Origin of the sequence: Streptomyces sp. NPDC047974 (assembly GCF_040653375.1) — a bacterium.
GTDB lineage: Bacteria > Actinomycetota > Actinomycetes > Streptomycetales > Streptomycetaceae > Streptomyces.
Genome location: NZ_JBEZNU010000035.1, coordinates 48,134 through 65,588 on the forward strand (window position 1 = coordinate 48,134; position 17,455 = coordinate 65,588).

General features: G+C 74.7%; 16 protein-coding genes. 9 read left to right on the plus strand and 7 right to left on the minus strand.

All coding sequences use genetic code 11. The features are described from left to right. The first annotated feature begins 84 nt into the window (after positions 1–84). Complete coding sequence (locus AB0E19_RS33200) at positions 85–1,287, plus strand: four-carbon acid sugar kinase family protein (protein WP_362186934.1); 1,203 nt, start codon at positions 85–87, stop codon at positions 1,285–1,287. Positions 1,288–1,470: 183 nt separating this feature from the next. Here the strand turns inward: AB0E19_RS33200 and AB0E19_RS33205 are convergent, their stop codons facing one another. The 5 genes from AB0E19_RS33205 to AB0E19_RS33225 form a co-directional block, all read right to left on the minus strand. Continuing rightward, the gene (locus AB0E19_RS33205; RefSeq protein ID WP_362186937.1) at positions 1,471–2,115 is read right to left on the minus strand and encodes a response regulator transcription factor; all 645 of its coding nucleotides are present in this window, start codon (positions 2,113–2,115) and stop codon (positions 1,471–1,473) included. Continuing rightward, positions 2,106–3,218 (minus strand): histidine kinase, encoded by a 1,113-nt coding sequence (locus AB0E19_RS33210; protein ID WP_362186980.1) that lies wholly within the window; start codon positions 3,216–3,218, stop codon positions 2,106–2,108. The genes AB0E19_RS33205 and AB0E19_RS33210 overlap by 10 nt, the downstream gene beginning before the upstream one ends. Before the next feature lie 78 nt (positions 3,219–3,296). After that, a complete protein-coding gene (locus AB0E19_RS33215) occupies positions 3,297–4,007 on the minus strand; it encodes a DedA family protein (RefSeq protein ID WP_362186940.1) in 711 nt (236 codons plus the stop codon). Between the two features lie 170 nt (positions 4,008–4,177). Continuing rightward, a complete protein-coding gene (locus AB0E19_RS33220) occupies positions 4,178–4,798 on the minus strand; it encodes a cysteine hydrolase family protein (protein ID WP_360608341.1) in 621 nt (206 codons plus the stop codon). A 119-nt stretch (positions 4,799–4,917) separates the two neighbouring features. Beyond that, entirely contained in the window at positions 4,918–6,018 is a 1,101-nt protein-coding gene (locus AB0E19_RS33225; protein ID WP_362186945.1) for a GlxA family transcriptional regulator, read from the minus strand. A 138-nt stretch (positions 6,019–6,156) separates the two neighbouring features. Here AB0E19_RS33225 and miaB point away from each other — a divergent pair, with 138 nt between their 5' ends. Together miaB and AB0E19_RS33235 are read left to right on the plus strand one after the other, a co-directional pair. Then, positions 6,157–7,686 carry a tRNA (N6-isopentenyl adenosine(37)-C2)-methylthiotransferase MiaB gene (gene miaB / locus AB0E19_RS33230; RefSeq protein ID WP_362186948.1) on the plus strand — a complete coding sequence of 510 codons (1,530 nt, stop codon included), beginning with the start codon at positions 6,157–6,159 and terminating at the stop codon, positions 7,684–7,686. A gap of 39 nt (positions 7,687–7,725) precedes the next feature. Then, the gene (locus tag AB0E19_RS33235; RefSeq protein ID WP_362186951.1) at positions 7,726–8,433 is read left to right on the plus strand and encodes a class III extradiol dioxygenase subunit B-like domain-containing protein; all 708 of its coding nucleotides are present in this window, start codon (positions 7,726–7,728) and stop codon (positions 8,431–8,433) included. An 85-nt stretch (positions 8,434–8,518) separates the two neighbouring features. Here the strand turns inward: AB0E19_RS33235 and AB0E19_RS33240 are convergent, their stop codons facing one another. Next, a complete protein-coding gene (locus AB0E19_RS33240; RefSeq protein WP_362186954.1) occupies positions 8,519–8,812 on the minus strand; it encodes an antitoxin in 294 nt (97 codons plus the stop codon). 28 nt (positions 8,813–8,840) lie between these two features. Next, on the minus strand, positions 8,841–9,167 hold the full coding sequence (locus AB0E19_RS33245; RefSeq protein ID WP_362186957.1) for a hypothetical protein: 327 nt from the start codon (positions 9,165–9,167) through the stop codon (positions 8,841–8,843). 183 nt (positions 9,168–9,350) lie between these two features. On the opposite strand from AB0E19_RS33245, the gene miaA reads away from it, so the two are divergent. From miaA to hflX, 6 genes are all read left to right on the plus strand, one after another. Further along, positions 9,351–10,289 (plus strand): tRNA (adenosine(37)-N6)-dimethylallyltransferase MiaA, encoded by a 939-nt coding sequence (gene miaA / locus AB0E19_RS33250; protein WP_362186960.1) that lies wholly within the window; start codon positions 9,351–9,353, stop codon positions 10,287–10,289. A gap of 109 nt (positions 10,290–10,398) precedes the next feature. Beyond that, on the plus strand, positions 10,399–10,848 hold the full coding sequence (locus tag AB0E19_RS33255) for a hypothetical protein (protein WP_360608572.1): 450 nt from the start codon (positions 10,399–10,401) through the stop codon (positions 10,846–10,848). 66 nt (positions 10,849–10,914) lie between these two features. Further along, positions 10,915–11,790 (plus strand): diaminopimelate epimerase, encoded by an 876-nt coding sequence (gene dapF / locus AB0E19_RS33260; protein WP_362186965.1) that lies wholly within the window; start codon positions 10,915–10,917, stop codon positions 11,788–11,790. A gap of 215 nt (positions 11,791–12,005) precedes the next feature. Then, positions 12,006–14,141 (plus strand): HD domain-containing protein, encoded by a 2,136-nt coding sequence (locus tag AB0E19_RS33265; protein WP_362186968.1) that lies wholly within the window; start codon positions 12,006–12,008, stop codon positions 14,139–14,141. 84 nt (positions 14,142–14,225) lie between these two features. After that, positions 14,226–15,770, plus strand: a complete 1,545-nt coding sequence (locus tag AB0E19_RS33270; RefSeq protein ID WP_362186970.1) for a M1 family metallopeptidase — start codon at positions 14,226–14,228, stop codon at positions 15,768–15,770. Between the two features lie 141 nt (positions 15,771–15,911). Continuing rightward, on the plus strand, positions 15,912–17,405 hold the full coding sequence (hflX, locus tag AB0E19_RS33275; RefSeq protein ID WP_360608361.1) for a GTPase HflX: 1,494 nt from the start codon (positions 15,912–15,914) through the stop codon (positions 17,403–17,405). The last annotated feature ends 50 nt before the right edge of the window (positions 17,406–17,455 follow it).

The following is a 17,455-nucleotide window of genomic DNA, read 5'->3' on the forward strand; positions in this document are numbered from 1 at the left end:
GCGGGCGAGGGTAGGGCGGTGCGCGTCCCCGGGGCCCGGAGGTACGTGCCCCGCCCGAGCCCGTACGACCCGAGGGAGCCGTCGATGCACTCCGCCCCGCCCGTCACCCCGCCCCGCGTCGCCGTCCTCGCCGACGACCTGACCAGCGCGGGGGACGGGGCGGCGCCGTTCCGCCGGGGCGGCCACTCCGCCCGGGTCCTCCTCTCCGGCAGCCCGCTCGCCGGGCACGGGCAGGAGGGCGGTGTGCTCGCCGTCGACCTCGGCAGCCGGCTCCTCGACGAGGCGGGGGCCGAGGCCCGCACCCGTGAGGCGGCCCGCGCCCTGTCCGGGGCGGGGCTGCTGCTCAAGACCGTCGACTCGACCCTCCGGGGCCACGTGGCCGCCGAGATCCGCGCCGCGCGGGAGGGCTCGGGGCGGCGCGCCGTCATCGTGGCGCCCGCGTTCCCCGCCGAGGGGCGGACCACCCGTGACGGCGTCCAGTACGTCCGCGAAGTCCGGGTGGACGAGAGCGAGTTCGCCCGCGACCCCGCCCATCCCGTCCGCACGGCCGACCTCGCCCGGCTCCTCCCGGACGCCGTCCGGGTCGACGCCGCCCGGCCGGAGCCCCTCGCCGAACTCGTCTCCTCCGGCGGGCTGTTCGTCTGCTCCGCCGCGACCGACGTCGACCTCGACCGGATCGTCGCGGCCGTCCCCGACCACCGGTCCGTGCTGTGGGTCGGCTCCCCGGGGCTCGCCGCCGCCCTCGCCCGTCACCACGCGCTGCCCGGAGGCGGCATGGACGCGGCGGAACTCCCGCTCGCCGCCAGCCCGTTGGTCGCCGTCGGCAGCGCCAACCCCGCCACCCGCAGGCAGCTCGCGCTGCTGGCCGGCGAACCCGGCGCGGTGGCGGCCGTCGCCGCCGAGCCGCTGAGGACGGCCGCCGGTGCCCTCGTACGGATCATCCATACGCCGCACGAACGACGTGCGGATCCGGCGGAGTTGACCCGGGAGCTCGCCGCCTCCGTGGCGGCGCTCGCCGCCCGCGCGCCCTTCGACGGGCTCGTGCTCACCGGCGGGGAGACCGCCGAGGCGGTGCTGCGCGCGCTCGGCGCCCACGGCATCGACCTCCACGACGAACCCGAGCCCGGCATCGCCCGCGGCACCCTGGCCGGGCCGGCCGGAGTGCCCCGCGTCCCCGTGGTCATCAAGGCGGGCGGCTTCGGCGACGACCGGACCCTGCTGCGCCTCCACGCCCTCCTGACCGGGAGCCCGGCCGACGGCCGCGCGGCCGCTGGGGGCCTCGCCTGACCGTCGCGGGCCTCGCCTGACCGTCGGGGCCCGGCCTGACCAGGCGCGCTGCCTGATCGCGAGCCCTGCCGGGCCAGCGCTCCGGCCCGGCCAGCGCTCCGGCCTGGCAGGCGCTCCGGCCTGGCAGGCGCTCCGGCCGGGCCGGCACTCCGGGCCCGGCCGGCACTCCGCCTCCCCGACCGCTCACGCCTCCAGATAGCGCAGGACCGCCAGGATCCGAGGGCTGTGGCCCTCCGTCCCGCGCAGTTCCAGCTTGTCGAAGACCGCGTTGAGGTGTTTCTCCACCGCGCTCAGCGACAGGTGCAGCCGCCGCGCGATCGCCGTGTTCGTGTACCCCTCCGCGAGCACCTGCAGCACCTCGCGCTCGCGCGGGGTGAGCCGGGCCAGCGGATCGGCGTGCGCGCTGCGGACCACCAGCTGCCGTACGACCTCCGGGTCGATCGCCGCTCCGCCCGCGTGGACCCGCTCCAGTGCGTCGAGGAACTCCTCGACCTGGGCGACCCGGTCCTTCAGCAGATAGCCGACCCGCTCCGCGCCGGCGGCGAGCAGCCGGGCCGCGTAGCTGCGCTCGACGTGCTGGGAGAGGACCAGGACGCCCGTCCCCGGCAGCCGCTCGCGGATGGCGACGGCCGCCCGCAGCCCCTCGTCGGTGTGGGTCGGGGGCATCCGGATGTCCACGACGACCACGTCGGGCCGGAGCACCTCCGTCTCGGCGACCAGCGTCACCGCGTCGCCGAACGCCCCGACGACCTCGTGCCCCTCCTCCGCGAGCAGGCGGGCGAGGCCCTCCCGCAACAGGGTCGAGTCCTCGGCCAGGATCACACGCACGGCAGCTCCGCGACGATGGTGGTGGGTCCCCCCAGGGGGCTGTCGATCCGCAGGACGCCGTCGAGCGCGGCGACCCGCCCGCGCAGCCCGGTCAGGCCGCCGCCCGCCGGATCCGCGCCGCCCCGGCCGTCGTCCTCGACCCGCACCGTCAGCGGGCCGCCGGGCATCCCCGCGACCCGCACCGAGACGGCAGAGGCGGCCGAGTGCTTGGCCGCGTTGGTGACGGCCTCGGAGACGACGAAGTACGCCGCCGTCTCCACCGGGCGGGGGAGCGGGCCCGCCACGTCGTACGCGATCCGCAGCGGCAGCGCGCACCGCTGCGCGACGCCGCCGAGCGCCTCCTCCAGGCCGAGGCTGTCCAACGCCGACGGGTACACCCGCCAGGCCACCTCACGGAGTTCGGCCAGCACCTCCTGGGCCTCCCGGTGCGCCTGGCCGAGCAGCCCGGCCGCCCGCTCGGGGTCCCGCCCGCCGCTCCTGCGGGCCCGCCCGATCAGCATGGCGAGCGCCACCAGCCGCTGCTGGACCCCGTCGTGGAGGTCCCGCTCGATCCGCCGCCGCTCCGCGTCCACGGCCCCCACGACGGCGGCCCGGCTCAGCGACAGCTCCTCGATCCGGCGGCGCAGCAGCTCGCGCTCCGAGGGCCCGAAGCACTCCCGGGCCAGCCGGGCGTCGAGCGCGTCGAGCGCGAACAGCCCCTGGAGGCCCAGGAACAGCAGGACGCCCCCGAGGACCAGCTGCGTCAGCAGCTCCGCCGCCCCGATCGTCCCGCGCGCCACACCGCCGGCCAGCAGTACCGCCAGCACCACGCCGAACCCGAGCAGGGCGAGCACCACCGCGCACACGAGCCCCGTCGCGGACCGGACGGCCAGATACCGCAGGGCGCCGCCCTCACCCTCGTACGCCTCCGGGAACCGGTCGCCGAAGAAGCGCTCCCGCCGCCTCCGCTCGAACCCCACGAGCCGCCCGGCCCCGGAATCGAGCACCCCCAGGGCGTACGCCCGCGTCCGCGGCCACGGCAGGAGGGCGCCGAGCACGACCCCGCCGACCAGGAAGTACAGCAGCCCGAGTGGCGCCGTCAGACACCCGGCCGCCACCCCCACGGCCCACCGCGCCCCGAACCGCCCCCCGCCACCGCCCCGTTCCGCCTCCACCTCGACGTCCACGTCCACGCGCCCAGCCTAGGCGCGGCGGTGCCGGGGCTCCGTGCCCCGTCCCCGGACCCGGACGACGAGCCAGGTCGCGGCGGCGGCGAGGACCAGGACGAGGACGGCCTTGGAGGCCACGCCCACGTACGCCTCGACCAGCTCCCAGCGGTCGCCCAGGGCGTACCCGGCGAGGACCAGGACGCTGTTCCAGGCAAGGCTGCCGACGGTGGTCAGCAGGAGGAAGAGGGGGACCGGCATCCGCTCCACCCCGGCCGGCACCGAGATCAGGCTGCGGAAGATCGGCACCATCCGGCCGAGGAGGACGGCCTTCGTGCCGTGCCGCCGGAACCACTCCTCGGTCCGCTCCAGGTCCGAGACCTTCACCAGCGGCAGCCGCGCCCACAACGCGTGCATCCGCTCCCGGCCGAACAGCGCGCCGATCCCGTAGAGGGCGAGCGCGCCCACCACCGAGCCCAGCGTCGTCCAGAACAGTGCGGAGGCGAGGCTCAGCACGCCCTGCCCGGCGGCGAATCCCGTCAGCGGGAGGATCACCTCGCTCGGCAGCGGCGGGAAGAGGTTCTCCAGCGCGATGGCGACCCCGGCGCCCGGCCCGCCGAGGGTCTCGACGAGACCGGCGGCCCAGCCGGCGATGCCGCCGGCCGGGCCGCCGGCGGGTTCCTGGGCGAGAACGGTCGTGAACTGTGTCGTGAGCTGTGTCGTGCGCGGTGTCATGAGCGGTGTCATGAGTCCTCCATGGTTCGGGGATCCTCCCCCGCGGGTCCCCCGGGGAGGACTCCCCGGAAGGTCCCCCGGCCGATCCGCCGGGGACCCTTCCCACGCTAGAAAGCCCAGCTCGGAGCCGGTATGCGCGTTCCCGCCCAGCGCCCCTGCGGAAAACCGCAGGGGCGTCCGGCTCAGGCCCGCAGGTCCGCCGCCGTCGGCACCACGACCGCGAAGACGTCCGTCAGCCCGGTCAGCGCGGCCCGCTTCAGCTCGGCCGCGGGCACGACCGTCCCGTCCGGGGCGGCGAGGGCGCGGGTCGCGGTCGCCTCGGCGACGACGGTCGGCCGGTAGCCGAGGTTGAAGGCGGCCTGGGCGGTGTAGTTGACACACATGTGCGTCATGAAGCCGGCGAGCACCAGCTCCTTCCCGTCGCCCGCCGCGAAGCCGAGGTCCGTCAGGACCTTCTCCAGGTCGGTGGCGTGGAAGGCGTTCGGGAAGTTCTTCACCACGACCGGCTCGCCCTCGACCGGGGCCACCTCGTCGCAGATCGCGCCGACCGGCGCCGTGAGGTCGTACGGGGACCCCTCGCCGCTGTCGTGCTGGATGTGGACGACCGGGGTGCCGGCCGCCCGGGCCCGGGCCAGGAGCCGCGCCGCCTCGGCGACGGCCTCCTCGGCGCCTTCGAGAGCCATGACGCCGGAGCGGTAGGTGTTCTGGACGTCGATGAGGACGAGCGCCGCCTCGGAGAGCCGGGCCGGCTCGTCGCTCAGACCGGAGAGGGAACGGAGGGGAGTGGACGGAGTGCTGCTCATTTCGTGGACCTTTCTGGGCGTACGGGGAAAATCGATGCGATGTGGGCGTGCTGAAGCGGCCCACGATGGAAGTGGAAGTGGAAGGAGAGGGGTGGGGCGGGGCGGGGCGGAAGACGCCGTCAGCCGGCGCCCGTGCGGAACCGCCTCCGGTACGCCGCCGGCGTCGTCGCGAGCTGCCGGCGGAAGGCCCGGTGCAGGGTCTCCACCGAACCGAGCCCAGCCCGCGCCGCCACCTCGGCGAGCGGCGCGTCCGAGGTCTCCAGGTGGCGCCGGGCCACCTCGATCCGGGCCGCCTCCACGTAGGCGGCGGGGCTCGACCCCGTCTCCTGCGCGAAGACCCGGGCGAAGTGCCGCTCGCTCAGGCACATCCGGCCGGCGAGCCGCTCCGCGGACAGGTCCTCGTCGAGGTGGTCCGCGATCCAGAGCCGCAGCTCGTCGATGTCCCGCCGGCCGGCCGCCGGACGGCTCAGCGGCACCGAGAACTGGCTCTGGCCGCCCTGCCGCTTCAGGTACATGACGAGCTGCCGGGCCACCGCGAGCGCGGTCTCCTCGCCCAGGTCCTCCGCCACCAGGGCGAGGGACAGGTCGAGGCAGGCGCTGATCCCGGCCCCGGTCCACAGCCGCCCCCGGTCCGTCCGTACGAAGATCGGATCGGGGTCGACGGTGACCTCCGGGTGGTCGGCCGCCAGCTGCGCGGCCGTCGACCAGTGGGTCGTCGCGGACTTCCCGTCGAGCAGGCCGGCCGCGGCGAGCACGTGCGCGCCGACGCAGACCGAGGCCACCCGCCGGGCGTGCGGCGCGGTCTCCCGCACCCAGCGCACGACCTCCGGGTCCAGCCGGGCGACGACCCCGCCGTTCTCGCCCGGGTCCACCGCCCCCGGCACCAGCAGGGTGTCGACGTCCGCGCCGACCTCGTCGAAACCGAGGTCCGCGAGCAGCCGCACCCCCGCCGAGGTCCGCACCTCCCCGGCACCGCCGGGCGCGGCCAGCCGCACCCGGTAGCGCTCGCCGCCCGACTCCCGGTTGGCCAGCGCGAAGACCTCGGCGGGCCCGGTGACGTCGAGGAGGTCCACGTCGGGGAAGACCGCGACGACGACCCGGTGCGCGGGACGCGCCCCGGTGGCCGTGGCGTCGGCCGTCCCGGGGGCCGTGGCGCCGGCCGTCCCGGTGGCCGTGGCGCCGGCCGTTCCGGGGGCCGTGGCGGAGGTGGTCTCGGACATGACCCCACCTTCGCCCGCCCCGGGCCGTGACGGCAATGACGATTCCCTGTCACATCCGGACACCGGCCCGGGCTCCGGCATCCGGCCCGGACCCCGCGGCGGACCGCCTACTCTTGAAGACTCCATACCCTTGAAAACATGACCAGCAGCAGCGACCGGAGTCTCACAGTGGGCATCGAAGGACCGAAGACCTACGACATTCGCACCTACGGGTGTCAGATGAACGTCCACGACTCCGAACGGCTCTCCGGTCTGCTGGAGGAGGCGGGCTACGTCCGCGCCCCCAAGGAAGCCGACGGCGCCGACGTCGTCGTCTTCAACACCTGCGCGGTCCGCGAGAACGCCGACAACAAGCTGTACGGCAACCTCGGCCACCTGGCCCCGATGAAGACCGCGCGCCCCGGCATGCAGATCGCCGTCGGCGGCTGCCTGGCGCAGAAGGACCGCGACACCATCGTCAAGCGGGCCCCGTGGGTCGACGTGGTCTTCGGCACCCACAACATCGGCAAGCTGCCGGTCCTCCTGGAGCGCGCCCGCGTGCAGCAGGAGGCCCAGGTCGAGATCGCCGAGTCCCTGGAGGCCTTCCCCTCCACCCTGCCGACCCGCCGCGAGTCGGCGTACGCGGCCTGGGTCTCGATCTCGGTCGGCTGCAACAACACGTGCACCTTCTGCATCGTCCCCGCCCTGCGCGGCAAGGAGGAGGACCGCCGCCCCGGCGACATCCTCGCCGAGATCGAGGCGCTCGTCGCCGAGGGCGTCTCCGAGATCACCCTGCTCGGCCAGAACGTGAACGCGTACGGCTCCGACCTCGGCGACCGCGAGGCCTTCAGCAAGCTGCTGCGTGCCTGCGGCGCCGTCGAGGGCCTGGAGCGGGTCCGCTTCACCTCCCCGCACCCGCGCGACTTCACCGACGACGTCATCGCCGCCATGGCCGAGACGCCCAACGTGATGCCGCAGCTGCACATGCCGCTCCAGTCCGGCTCCGACACCGTGCTCAAGGCCATGCGCCGCTCGTACCGCCAGGAGCGCTTCCTCGGCATCATCGAGAAGGTCCGCGCCGCGATCCCGCACGCCGCCATCTCCACCGACATCATCGTCGGCTTCCCCGGCGAGACCGAGGAGGACTTCGAGCAGACCATGCACGTGGTCCGCGAGGCCCGCTTCGCCAACGCCTTCACCTTCCAGTACTCCAAGCGCCCCGGGACCCCGGCCGCCGAGATGGAGGGGCAGATCCCCAAGGAGGTCGTGCAGGCCCGCTACGAGCGCCTGGTCGCCCTCCAGGAGGAGATCTCCTGGGACGAGAACAAGAAGCAGGTCGGCCGCACCCTCGACGTCATGGTCGCCGAGGGCGAGGGCCGCAAGGACGGCGCCACCCACCGCCTCTCCGGCCGCGCCCCCGACAACCGGCTGGTCCACTTCACCAAGCCCGACGAGGACGTCCGCCCCGGCGACGTGGTGACCGTCGAGATCACCTACGCCGCCCCGCACCACCTCCTCGCCGAGGGCCCCACCACGGCCGTCCGCCGCACCCGCGCGGGCGACGCCTGGGAGAAGCGCACCGCCGCGGCCGCCGCCAAGCCGGCCGGCGTCCTGCTCGGCCTGCCGAAGATCGGCGTCCCGGACCCGCTCCCGGTGGCCGACGCCCCGGCCTGCGGCGTCGGCCACTGACACCGCGGGAGGCGAGGGCGGGGCAGTAGGCTGCGGATCATGCTTGTCGCCGCCTCCGTGTGCCCCTGCCCGCCGCTGCTCGTGCCCGAGGTCGCGAGCGGCGCCGCCCCCGAGCTGGACACCGCGCGGGCCCACTGCGCGGACGCCCTCGGGGTGCTGGCCGCCGCCCGCCCCGACCGGCTGTACGTCGTCGGTGCGGCGCCCGAGGACGCCCTGGGCGCCTTCCCGGCCGGTTCCGCCGGCTCCTTCGCCGGATTCGGCGTCGACCTCGCCGTGCGCCTCGGCGAGGGCCCCGGGGGCGACCGCCCGCTGCCGGCCCCGCTCGCCGTGGGCGCCTGGCTCCTCTCCCGTACCGGTGCGTCCGGCGCGGCCGTGGAGGGGCTCGGAGTCGACGAGCGGGCCACCGCGGAGGAGTGCGCGGAGACCGGACGGCGGCTCGCCGCCTCGGCCGAGCGGGTCGCCCTGCTCGTCCTCGGTGACGGCAGCGCCTGCCGCACCGTGAAGGCCCCCGGCTACTTCGACGAGCGCGCCGCAGGCTTCGACGCCGAGGCCGCCCGTGTCCTGGGCTCCGCCGACGTGCCCGGGGTCCTCGCGCTCGACGCCGGCCTCGCCCGGGAGCTGAAGGCCGCCGGGCGCGCCCCCTGGCAGGTCCTCGCGGGCGCCGCCGAGGGCGCGGGCCTGGCCGGCCGCCTGCTCCACGAGGACGCGCCGTACGGCGTCGAGTACCTGGTCGCCGTCTGGTCCTGAGCGGGGGACCGCCACCCACGACGGACGCGGCTCGCGGAGCACGTACTGCTGCTCCGCGGGCCGCGTCCGTCGTACGGTCGGGTGCCTAGGCGGCCGGCGGCGGGGGCGTGCCGTCGGTGCCGGGCGTGCCCGGGGTGCCCGGGGTGCCGTCCGTGCCGCCGGTGCCGCCGTCCTTGTGCCCCATCCGGTCGATGGCGTCCTTGGCCTTGCCCGTGCCGGACTGGATCTTGTCGCTGTACTTGCCCTTGGTCTTCTCGTCGACCATCTTCGCGGCCTTGTCCAGGCCCTGGTCGATCTTGTCCCCGTGCTGCTGGGCGAGGTCCGAGACCTTGCCCTTGGCCGGGCCCAGCTTGGCCTTCAGTGAATCCAGGAAGCCCATGGGGCACCTCTCCGTATCCGTGTCGTGCCTATGTGCGGGCGGCTTTCCCGGTCTCGCTGTCCGCGTCCGGAACGGCGTCCGGAACGGTGCCCGGGCCGACGTCCGTACCGGCGTCCGCGGCGGTGTCGGCCGACTGCTGCCGGGGGATCTCCACGACCTCCGCGGCGGCCTCCGTCGCCTTGGAGGCCTCCTCCGGTGTGGTCACTCCCGGGACGGCCACCCGCGTCACCGTCCCGCCCGCCTCGGATCCGGATCCGGAGTCGGATCCGGAGTCGGTGAGCTCCGCCGCCAAGGCCGGCTCACCCGGCTCCTCCGTCGACTGCTTCTTCCGGCGAAACCTTGAGAAAACACCCATATCCACTCCTCAGCCTACTCGTCGGGGGTACCGCGCGCGGGAACCACGGCCGGGAACGGCCGAGAACACGGCCGACGACACAGCCGGAACCGCGGCCGGAACCACGCACGGGCAACGAAGCCCCCACCCCCGTGTCACGTCGCTCGTTCGGGGACGCTCCCGGAGGTTTGCGAGACTGGGACGGTGAGAAGCGCAGCTCCCGCACCGCGGGTCATCGCCGTCGTCGGCCCCACGGCAGCCGGAAAGTCCGATCTGGGTGTGTTCCTGGCCCAGCAGCTCGGCGGCGAGGTCGTCAACGCCGACTCGATGCAGCTCTATCGCGGGATGGACATCGGCACCGCCAAACTGACGAGGGAGGAGCGCGGCGGCGTCCCGCACCACCTCCTCGACATCTGGGACGTCACCGAGGCCGCCAGCGTCGCCGAGTACCAGCGCCTCGCCCGCGCCGAGATCGACCGGCTGCTCGCCGAGGGCCGCACCCCCGTGCTCGTCGGCGGCTCGGGCCTGTACGTGCGCGGCGCCGTGGACGCCCTGGAGTTCCCCGGCACCGACCCCGCCGTCCGGGCCCGCCTGGAGGCGGAGCTGGAGGAGCGCGGCTCCGGCGTCCTGCACGCCCGCCTGGCCGCCGCCGACCCCGAGGCGGCCCGGGCGATCCTGCCCGGCAACGGCCGCCGGATCGTCCGCGCCCTGGAGGTCATCGAGATCACCGGCAAGCCCTTCACGGCCAATCTCCCCGGCCACGAGTCCGTCTACGACACCGTCCAGATCGGCGTCGACGTGGCCCGCCCCGAGCTCGACGAGCGGATCGCCACCCGGGTGGACCGCATGTGGGAGGCCGGGCTCGTCGACGAGGTCCGCGCCCTGGAGGCGCTCGGCCTGCGCGAGGGGCGCACGGCCTCCCGCGCGCTCGGCTACCAGCAGGTGCTCGCGGCCCTCGCGGGGGAGTGCACCGAGGACGAGGCGCGCGCCGAGACCGTGCGCGCCACCAAGCGCTTCGCCCGCCGGCAGGACTCGTGGTTCCGCCGCGACCCGCGGGTCCACTGGCTCAGCGGGGCCGCCGATCACCGCCGGGAACTCCCGCGAGAGGCGCTGTCGTTGGTCGAACGAGCGGTTACAGCCTGATCACGTGATGGCATCGGGACGCCCTGCCCGTCATTTCCGCGGTCGAGAGCGTGCCATCATCGAGCATCGATCGACCAAGGTGGAGTCCGAGTGGGGAGGGCGCGTGGCGATGGAGGCCGGCCCTCGCGACAGAGAACAGCACGAGTCGGTCCCCGGGGGTGCCCCGGGGCTGACCCCCGACGGTCCCGACGACGCCGAGGGCTCCGCGGTCGAGATCGCCGACGAGGTCGAGGTCGAGCTGCGGCCGCGGCGGCTGCTGAGGTTCTGGCAGCTCGCCCCGATCGTGGGGCTCGCCGCCGTCGGCTCGCTGATGTTCGCCTTCCCGCTCGCCTTCGGCTCCGGTGACGCCGGCGCGGTCGTCGCCATGCTGGGACTGCTCATCAGCTTCTGCGCCGCCGGCTGGGGCGTCATGGCCGCCCGCCGGGTCGGCTACACCTGGCCGGGGCTGCCGCAGCGCGGCTCCGGCGAGCGTCCGGACTGGCGGGTCCTCGCCCTGTACGTGACGACCATCGCGGCCCTCGTCGCCCTCGCCGTCTGGCGCGTCGCCCGCCTGCGCTAGGCCCGCCGCCGGCCGCCCTGTGGACAACCGGAACGGGTGTCCGGGCGGCACCGTACAGTTGATCCCGTGACCAGCACGCAGACCACCCCGCTCCGCTATCTCAAGGGCCACGGCACCGAGAACGACTTCGTGATCGTCCCCGACGCGGAGAACGAGATCGACCTGCCCCCCGCGCTCGTCGCCCGGCTCTGCGACCGCCGCGCCGGAATCGGCGGCGACGGCGTGCTGCACGTCGTCCGCAGCGCCGCCCACCCCGAGGCCCGCGCCCTGGCCGACGAGGCCGAGTGGTTCATGGACTACCGCAACGCGGACGGCACGGTCGCCGAGATGTGCGGCAACGGCGTCCGGGTCTTCGCCCGCTATCTGGAGCACGCCGGCCACGTCACCGCCGGCGAGGTCGCCGTCGCCACCCGGGGCGGCGTCAAGCGCGTCCACCTCGACAAGGACGGCTCCGTCACCGTCTCCATGGGCCGCGCCGTCCTCCCCGAGGAGGGCGTCACGGTCGCCGTCGACGGCCGCAGCTGGCCCGCGCGGAACGTGAACATGGGCAATCCGCACGCGGTCGCCTTCGTCGAGGACCTCGCCCACGCGGGCACCCTGTACGACGAGCCGCCGTACGAGCCCGCGTCGGTCTACCCGGACGGGGTCAACATCGAGTTCGTGGCGGACCGGGGCCCCCGCCACGTCGCCATGCGGGTGCACGAGCGCGGCGCCGCCGAGACCCGCTCCTGCGGCACCGGCGCCTGCGCCGTGGCCGTCGCCACCGCCCGCCGCGACGGGACGGACCCGGCCCTGACCGGCGCCCCCGTCACGTACACCGTGGACGTCCTCGGCGGCACCCTGGTCATCACCGAGCACCCCGACGGCGGCATCGAGATGACCGGACCGGCCGTCATCGTCGCCGAGGGCACCCTGGAGCCCTCCTGGCTCACCGCCGGCTGAGCCCGTCCCGGTCCGCTCCGACGGCCGGTCCCGACGGCCCGTTCCGGCGGTCCAATCGAAACTGTCAACGACTCTCGTGTCGCTCGAATGGGTGATCCGTTTCACGCTGGGCGAGAGCGGGACTGCGCCACGTGGTGGGGTCGGTAGCATCAAGCACCGGCCCCCCGGGCTCCCCTCGCCCGTCCACCGCCGGTCGACGCCGCCGGAGGTGCCCCATGAGCGCAGAGGCCACGAACCCCGTGAGCGCGGCCGAGACCGCCGCCACCGACCCGCGCGTCCGCAGGCGCGCACGCGCCCGGCTCGACCTGCGCAGGATCGGTCGTGCGGCCCTGCTCGGCGCCACCGCGGGCCCCGCCCCGCGCGACCGGCTGCCGGACGCCATCAGCCACGTCGCCGAGGCGCACCGGGCCCACCACCCCGAGGCCGACCTGACGGTGCTGCGCCGGGCGTACGTGCTCGCCGAGTCCTCGCACCGCGGCCAGTTCCGCAAGAGCGGCGAGCCGTACATCACCCATCCGCTCGCCGTCACCCTCATCCTCGCCGAGCTGGGCGCCGAGACCACCACCCTGACCGCCTCCCTCCTCCACGACACCGTCGAGGACACCGAGGTGACGCTCGATCAGGTCCGCCGGGAGTTCGGCGACGAGGTCGCGTACCTCGTCGACGGCGTCACCAAGGTGGAGAAGATCGACTACGGCGCCGCGGCCGAGCCCGAGACCTTCCGCAAGATGCTGGTCGCCACCGGCGACGACGTCCGCGTCATGTCCATCAAACTCGCCGACCGGCTGCACAACATGCGCACCCTCGGCGTGATGCGGCCCGAGAAACAGGCCCGCATCGCCAAGGTCACCCGTGACGTCCTCATCCCGCTCGCCGAACGGCTCGGCGTGCAGGCCCTCAAGACCGAACTGGAGGACCTGGTCTTCGCCATCCTCCACCCGGAGGAGTACGAGGCCACCCGGGCGCTCATCGCCGACGCCACCGGCTCCGGCTCGCCGGACGCGCTCGCCGCCGTCGCCGAACGGGTCGGAGCCGTCCTGCGCGAGGCGGACATCGCCGCCGAAGTCCTCGTCCGGCCCCGTCACTTCGTCTCCGTCCACCGCGTCCGGCTCAAGCGCGGCGAGCTGCGCGGCTGCGACTTCGGGCGGCTCCTCGTCCTCGTCGCCGAGGACGCCGACTGCTATGCCGTCCTCGGTGAGCTGCACACCTGCTTCACCCCGCTGATCTCGGAGTTCAAGGACTTCATCGCGGCCCCCAAGTTCAACCTCTACCAGTCCCTGCACACCGCGATCGCCGCCCCCGACGGGGCCGTCGCGGAGGTCCTGATCCGCACCCACCGCATGCACAAGGTCGCCGAGGCGGGCGTCGTGGCGCTCGGCAGCCCCCTCGCGACGCCCCCGGACACCGCCGACCCGGCCGAGAACGCCGAGGATGGCGAGCGCACCGACCCCACCCGCCCCGGCTGGCTCGCCCGCCTCCTCGACTGGCAGGAGTCCGCGCCCGACCCCGACACCTTCTGGAGCTCGCTCCGCGCCGACCTCGCCGAGGACCACGAGATCACCGTCTTCCGCGCCGACGGCGGGACGCTGGGCCTGCCCGCCGGCTCCAGCTGCGTCGACGCCGCCTACGCCCAGCACGGAGAGGCCGCCCACGCCTGCCTCGGCGCCCGCCTCAACGGCCGCCTCGCACCCCTGGGCACCGTCCTCTCCGACGGCGACACCGTGCAGCTGCTCCTCGCCCAGGACGCCGGTTCCGGACCTTCCCCGGAGTGGCTGGACCACGCCCGCACCCCGGCCGCGCGGATCGCGATCACCGCCTGGCTCCAGGCGCACCCGGAAGCCGCCGCCCCGCCCGCCGCGGCCCCCCGCCCGCCGCTCAGCGTCCTCGCCGACCGCAGCTCGGGCGCCGAGCTCCACGCCGACCTCGACGGCGCACCCGCCGCCCCGGTCCGCCCGGCCGGCTGCTGCACCCCCGTGCCCCCCGACGCCATCACCGGCTTCCGGGTCCGGGGCGGCGCCGTCACCGCCCACCGCACGGGCTGTCCGGCCGTGGACGTCATGCGCCGCCTGGGCCGCGCCGCCGTCCCCGTCCGGTGGGGCGACGCCGCACACTGCCGGGTCACGCTGGTAGCCGAATCGTTCGGCCGCCCCGGTCTGCTCGCCGATCTCACCGAGGTCATCGCCACCGCCGGCGCGGAGGTGGTCTCCGCCACCGTCGAGCCGCCGAGCGAGCAGCGGGTCCGCCACACGTACACCCTGCAGCTGGCCGACGCCGCCGGACTCCCCGCCCTCATGCGCGCCATGCGCGAGGTACCCGGCGTGTACGACGTGGACCGGACCCACCGGCTCTGACCTCCCGGCCCCGGGTGACACCTTCGGGTGGCGGGTGCGCGCGTCGCCTCGGGGAGCGGGGCGGGGCACTGGTAGCCCTGGCCCATGGCGCACACTTCCCCGCCCCGCCCGCCTGCCCCCACCACCGACGCCCCCGCCACCGGCGCCCCGCCCGCCCCCGGCACCCCCCGGCGACCGCGCCGTAGGCCCTGGCTGCGGGCCGCCGGGCTCGTCGCCGCCGGCGCCGGACTGGTCGCCGCGACCGTGCCCGCACCCGCCCCGCTCGGCATCGGCGACCCGCTCTTCCCGTACCTCGGGAACCCGGGGTACGACGTCCTCGCGTACGACATCGACCTCACCTACTCCGGCGTGAACACCGAGCCGCTCGCCGCCGTCACCCGGGTCGACGCCCTTGCCACCGCCGACCTCGACCGGCTCCACCTCGACTTCACGCACGGCACGGTCTCCGGCGTCGCCGTCGACGGCGTGCCGGCCGGATTCGCGACCAGCGGCGAGGACCTGGTCGTGACCCCCGCCGTACCGATCGACGCCGGCGAGGCCGTCACCGTGACCGTCCGCCACACCAGCGACCCCGGCGGGCCCGCCTCCGACGGGGGCTGGGTGCGCACCTCCGACGGGCTCGCCATGGCCAACCAGGCCGACGCCGCCCACCGCGTCTTCCCCTCCAACGACCACCCCTCCGACAAGGCCGCCTTCACCTTCCGGATCACCGCCCCGAGCGAGCTGACGGCCGTCGCCAACGGACTGCCCGCCGGCCGCACGGAACACGGCGCCACCACCACCTGGACCTACCGCGTCCACCACCCCATGGCCACCGAACTCGCCCAGGTCTCCATCGGCCGCTCCGCCGTCCTCCACCGCACCGGCCCGCGCGGCCTCCCGGTCCGGGACGTGGTCCGCGCCCAGGACCGGGAGGCCATGGAGCCCTGGCTGCGCCGGACCCCCGGCCACCTGGAGTGGATGGAGGGCAAGGTCGGCCCGTACCCCTTCGAGACGTACGGCGTGCTGATCGCCGACGCCACCACCGGCTTCGAGCTGGAGACCCAGACCCTCTCCCTCTTCGAACGGCGCCTCTTCACCGACCCCCGCTTCCCCGAGTGGTACGTGGACGCGGTCATGGTCCACGAGCTGGCCCACCAGTGGTTCGGCGACAGCGTCTCCCCGCGCACCTGGTCCGACCTGTGGCTCAACGAGGGACACGCCAGCTGGTACGAGGCGCTGTACGCCGACGAGACGGCCGGCAGGTCCCTGGAGCAGCGGATGAAGGCCGCGTACGCCGCCTCCGACGGCTGGCGCGCCGGCGGCGGGCCCCCCGCGGCGCCCCGCCCGCCCACGCCCGGGCAGAAGATCAGCCTGTTCCGGCCCGTCGTCTACGACGGCAGCGCGCTCGTCCTCTACGCCCTGCGGGAGACCGTCGGCACCGACGCCTTCGACCGGCTGCAGCGGCGCTGGGTCGCCGACCACCGGGACGGCACCGCCACCACCGCCGACTTCACGGTCCTCGCGGAGCAGGTCTCCGGGCAGGACCTCGACGCCTTCTTCGCCGCGTGGCTGTACGGGGAGAAGACCCCGCCGATGCCGGGCCACCCGGACTGGCGCAGCCTCCCCGCGGAGGACGCCGCCCACTGAGGAAACCCGCGTGACGGGCGCGGGGCGGCCGTGTCACCATTTTCAGGTCGGCGACGCGGCCGCCGGAGGCCCCCGGGGGGAATCTTCCGGAGCCGTCGCACGTTGTACCGACACCATCGTTTCAACCGACGTAAGGATCCAATGACCTCCTCTTCTTCCCCTTCCCAGGACGAGCAGAGCTTCGCGCAGTCGCGCCGCACCGAGAGCCTTCGGGCCGATGCCCTGATGGAAGAGGACGTCGCCTGGAGCCACGAGGTCGACGGACAGCGGGACGGCGAGCAGTTCGACCGCTCCGAGCGTGCGGCCCTGCGCCGTGTCGTCGGCCTCTCCACCGAGCTCGAGGACGTCACCGAGGTCGAGTACCGGCAGCTGCGCCTGGAGCGCGTCGTGCTCGTCGGCGTCTGGACCTCGGGGACCGTGCAGGACGCCGACAACTCCCTGGCGGAGCTCGCGGCCCTCGCCGAGACGGCGGGCGCCCTCGTCCTCGACGGCGTGATCCAGCGCCGCGACAAGCCCGACCCGGCCACCTTCATCGGTTCCGGCAAGGCCCAGGAGCTGCGGGACATCGTCGTCGAGACCGGCGCCGACACCGTCGTCTGCGACGGTGAGCTCAGCCCCGGCCAGCTCATCGCCCTCGAAGACGTCGTCAAGGTCAAGGTGGTCGACCGGACCGCCCTGATCCTCGACATCTTCGCCCAGCACGCCAAGTCCCGAGAGGGCAAGGCACAGGTCGCCCTCGCGCAGATGCAGTACATGCTGCCGCGCCTGCGCGGCTGGGGTCAGTCGCTCTCCCGGCAGATGGGTGGCGGCGGCGGTGGCGGTATGGCCACCCGTGGTCCCGGTGAGACCAAGATCGAGACCGACCGGCGTCGCATCCGCGAGAAGATGGCGAAGATGCGCCGGGAGATCGCGGAGATGAAGACCGGCCGCGACATCAAGCGGCAGGAGCGGCGCCGTCACAAGGTGCCGTCGGTCGCCATCGCCGGATACACCAACGCCGGCAAGTCCTCCCTGCTCAACCGCCTCACGGGCGCCGGAGTCCTGGTGGAGAACGCCCTGTTCGCCACCCTCGACCCGACCGTCCGCCGGGCCGAGACGCCGTCCGGCCGGGTCTACACCCTGGCCGACACCGTCGGCTTCGTCCGTCACCTGCCGCACCACCTGGTCGAGGCCTTCCGCTCCACCATGGAGGAGGTCGCCGACGCCGACCTCATCCTGCACGTGGTGGACGGCTCGCACCCCGCCCCGGAGGAGCAGCTGGCCGCCGTCCGCGAGGTCTTCCGGGACGTCGGCGCGATGGACGTGCCGGAGATCGTGATCGTCAACAAGGCCGACGCGGCCGACCCGCTGGTCCTCCAGCGGCTGCTCCGCGTCGAGAAGCACTCGATGGCCGTCTCCGCCCGCTCGGGCGAGGGCATCGAGGAGCTGCTCGCCCTGATCGACCGCGAGCTGCCGCGTCCGGAGGTGGAGATCGAGGTCCTCCTGCCGTACACGCAGGGCGGTCTCGTCTCCCGCGTCCACGCCGAGGGCGAGATGCTCTCCGAGGAGCACACCCCGGAGGGCACCCTGGTCAAGGCCCGGGTGCACGAGGAACTGGCGGCGGCGCTCGCGCCGTACGTCCCCGCCGCGCACTGAGCGACGACAGCGAGGCGCCGGCCCCCTCCCGCTCACGGGAGGTCGCGTCG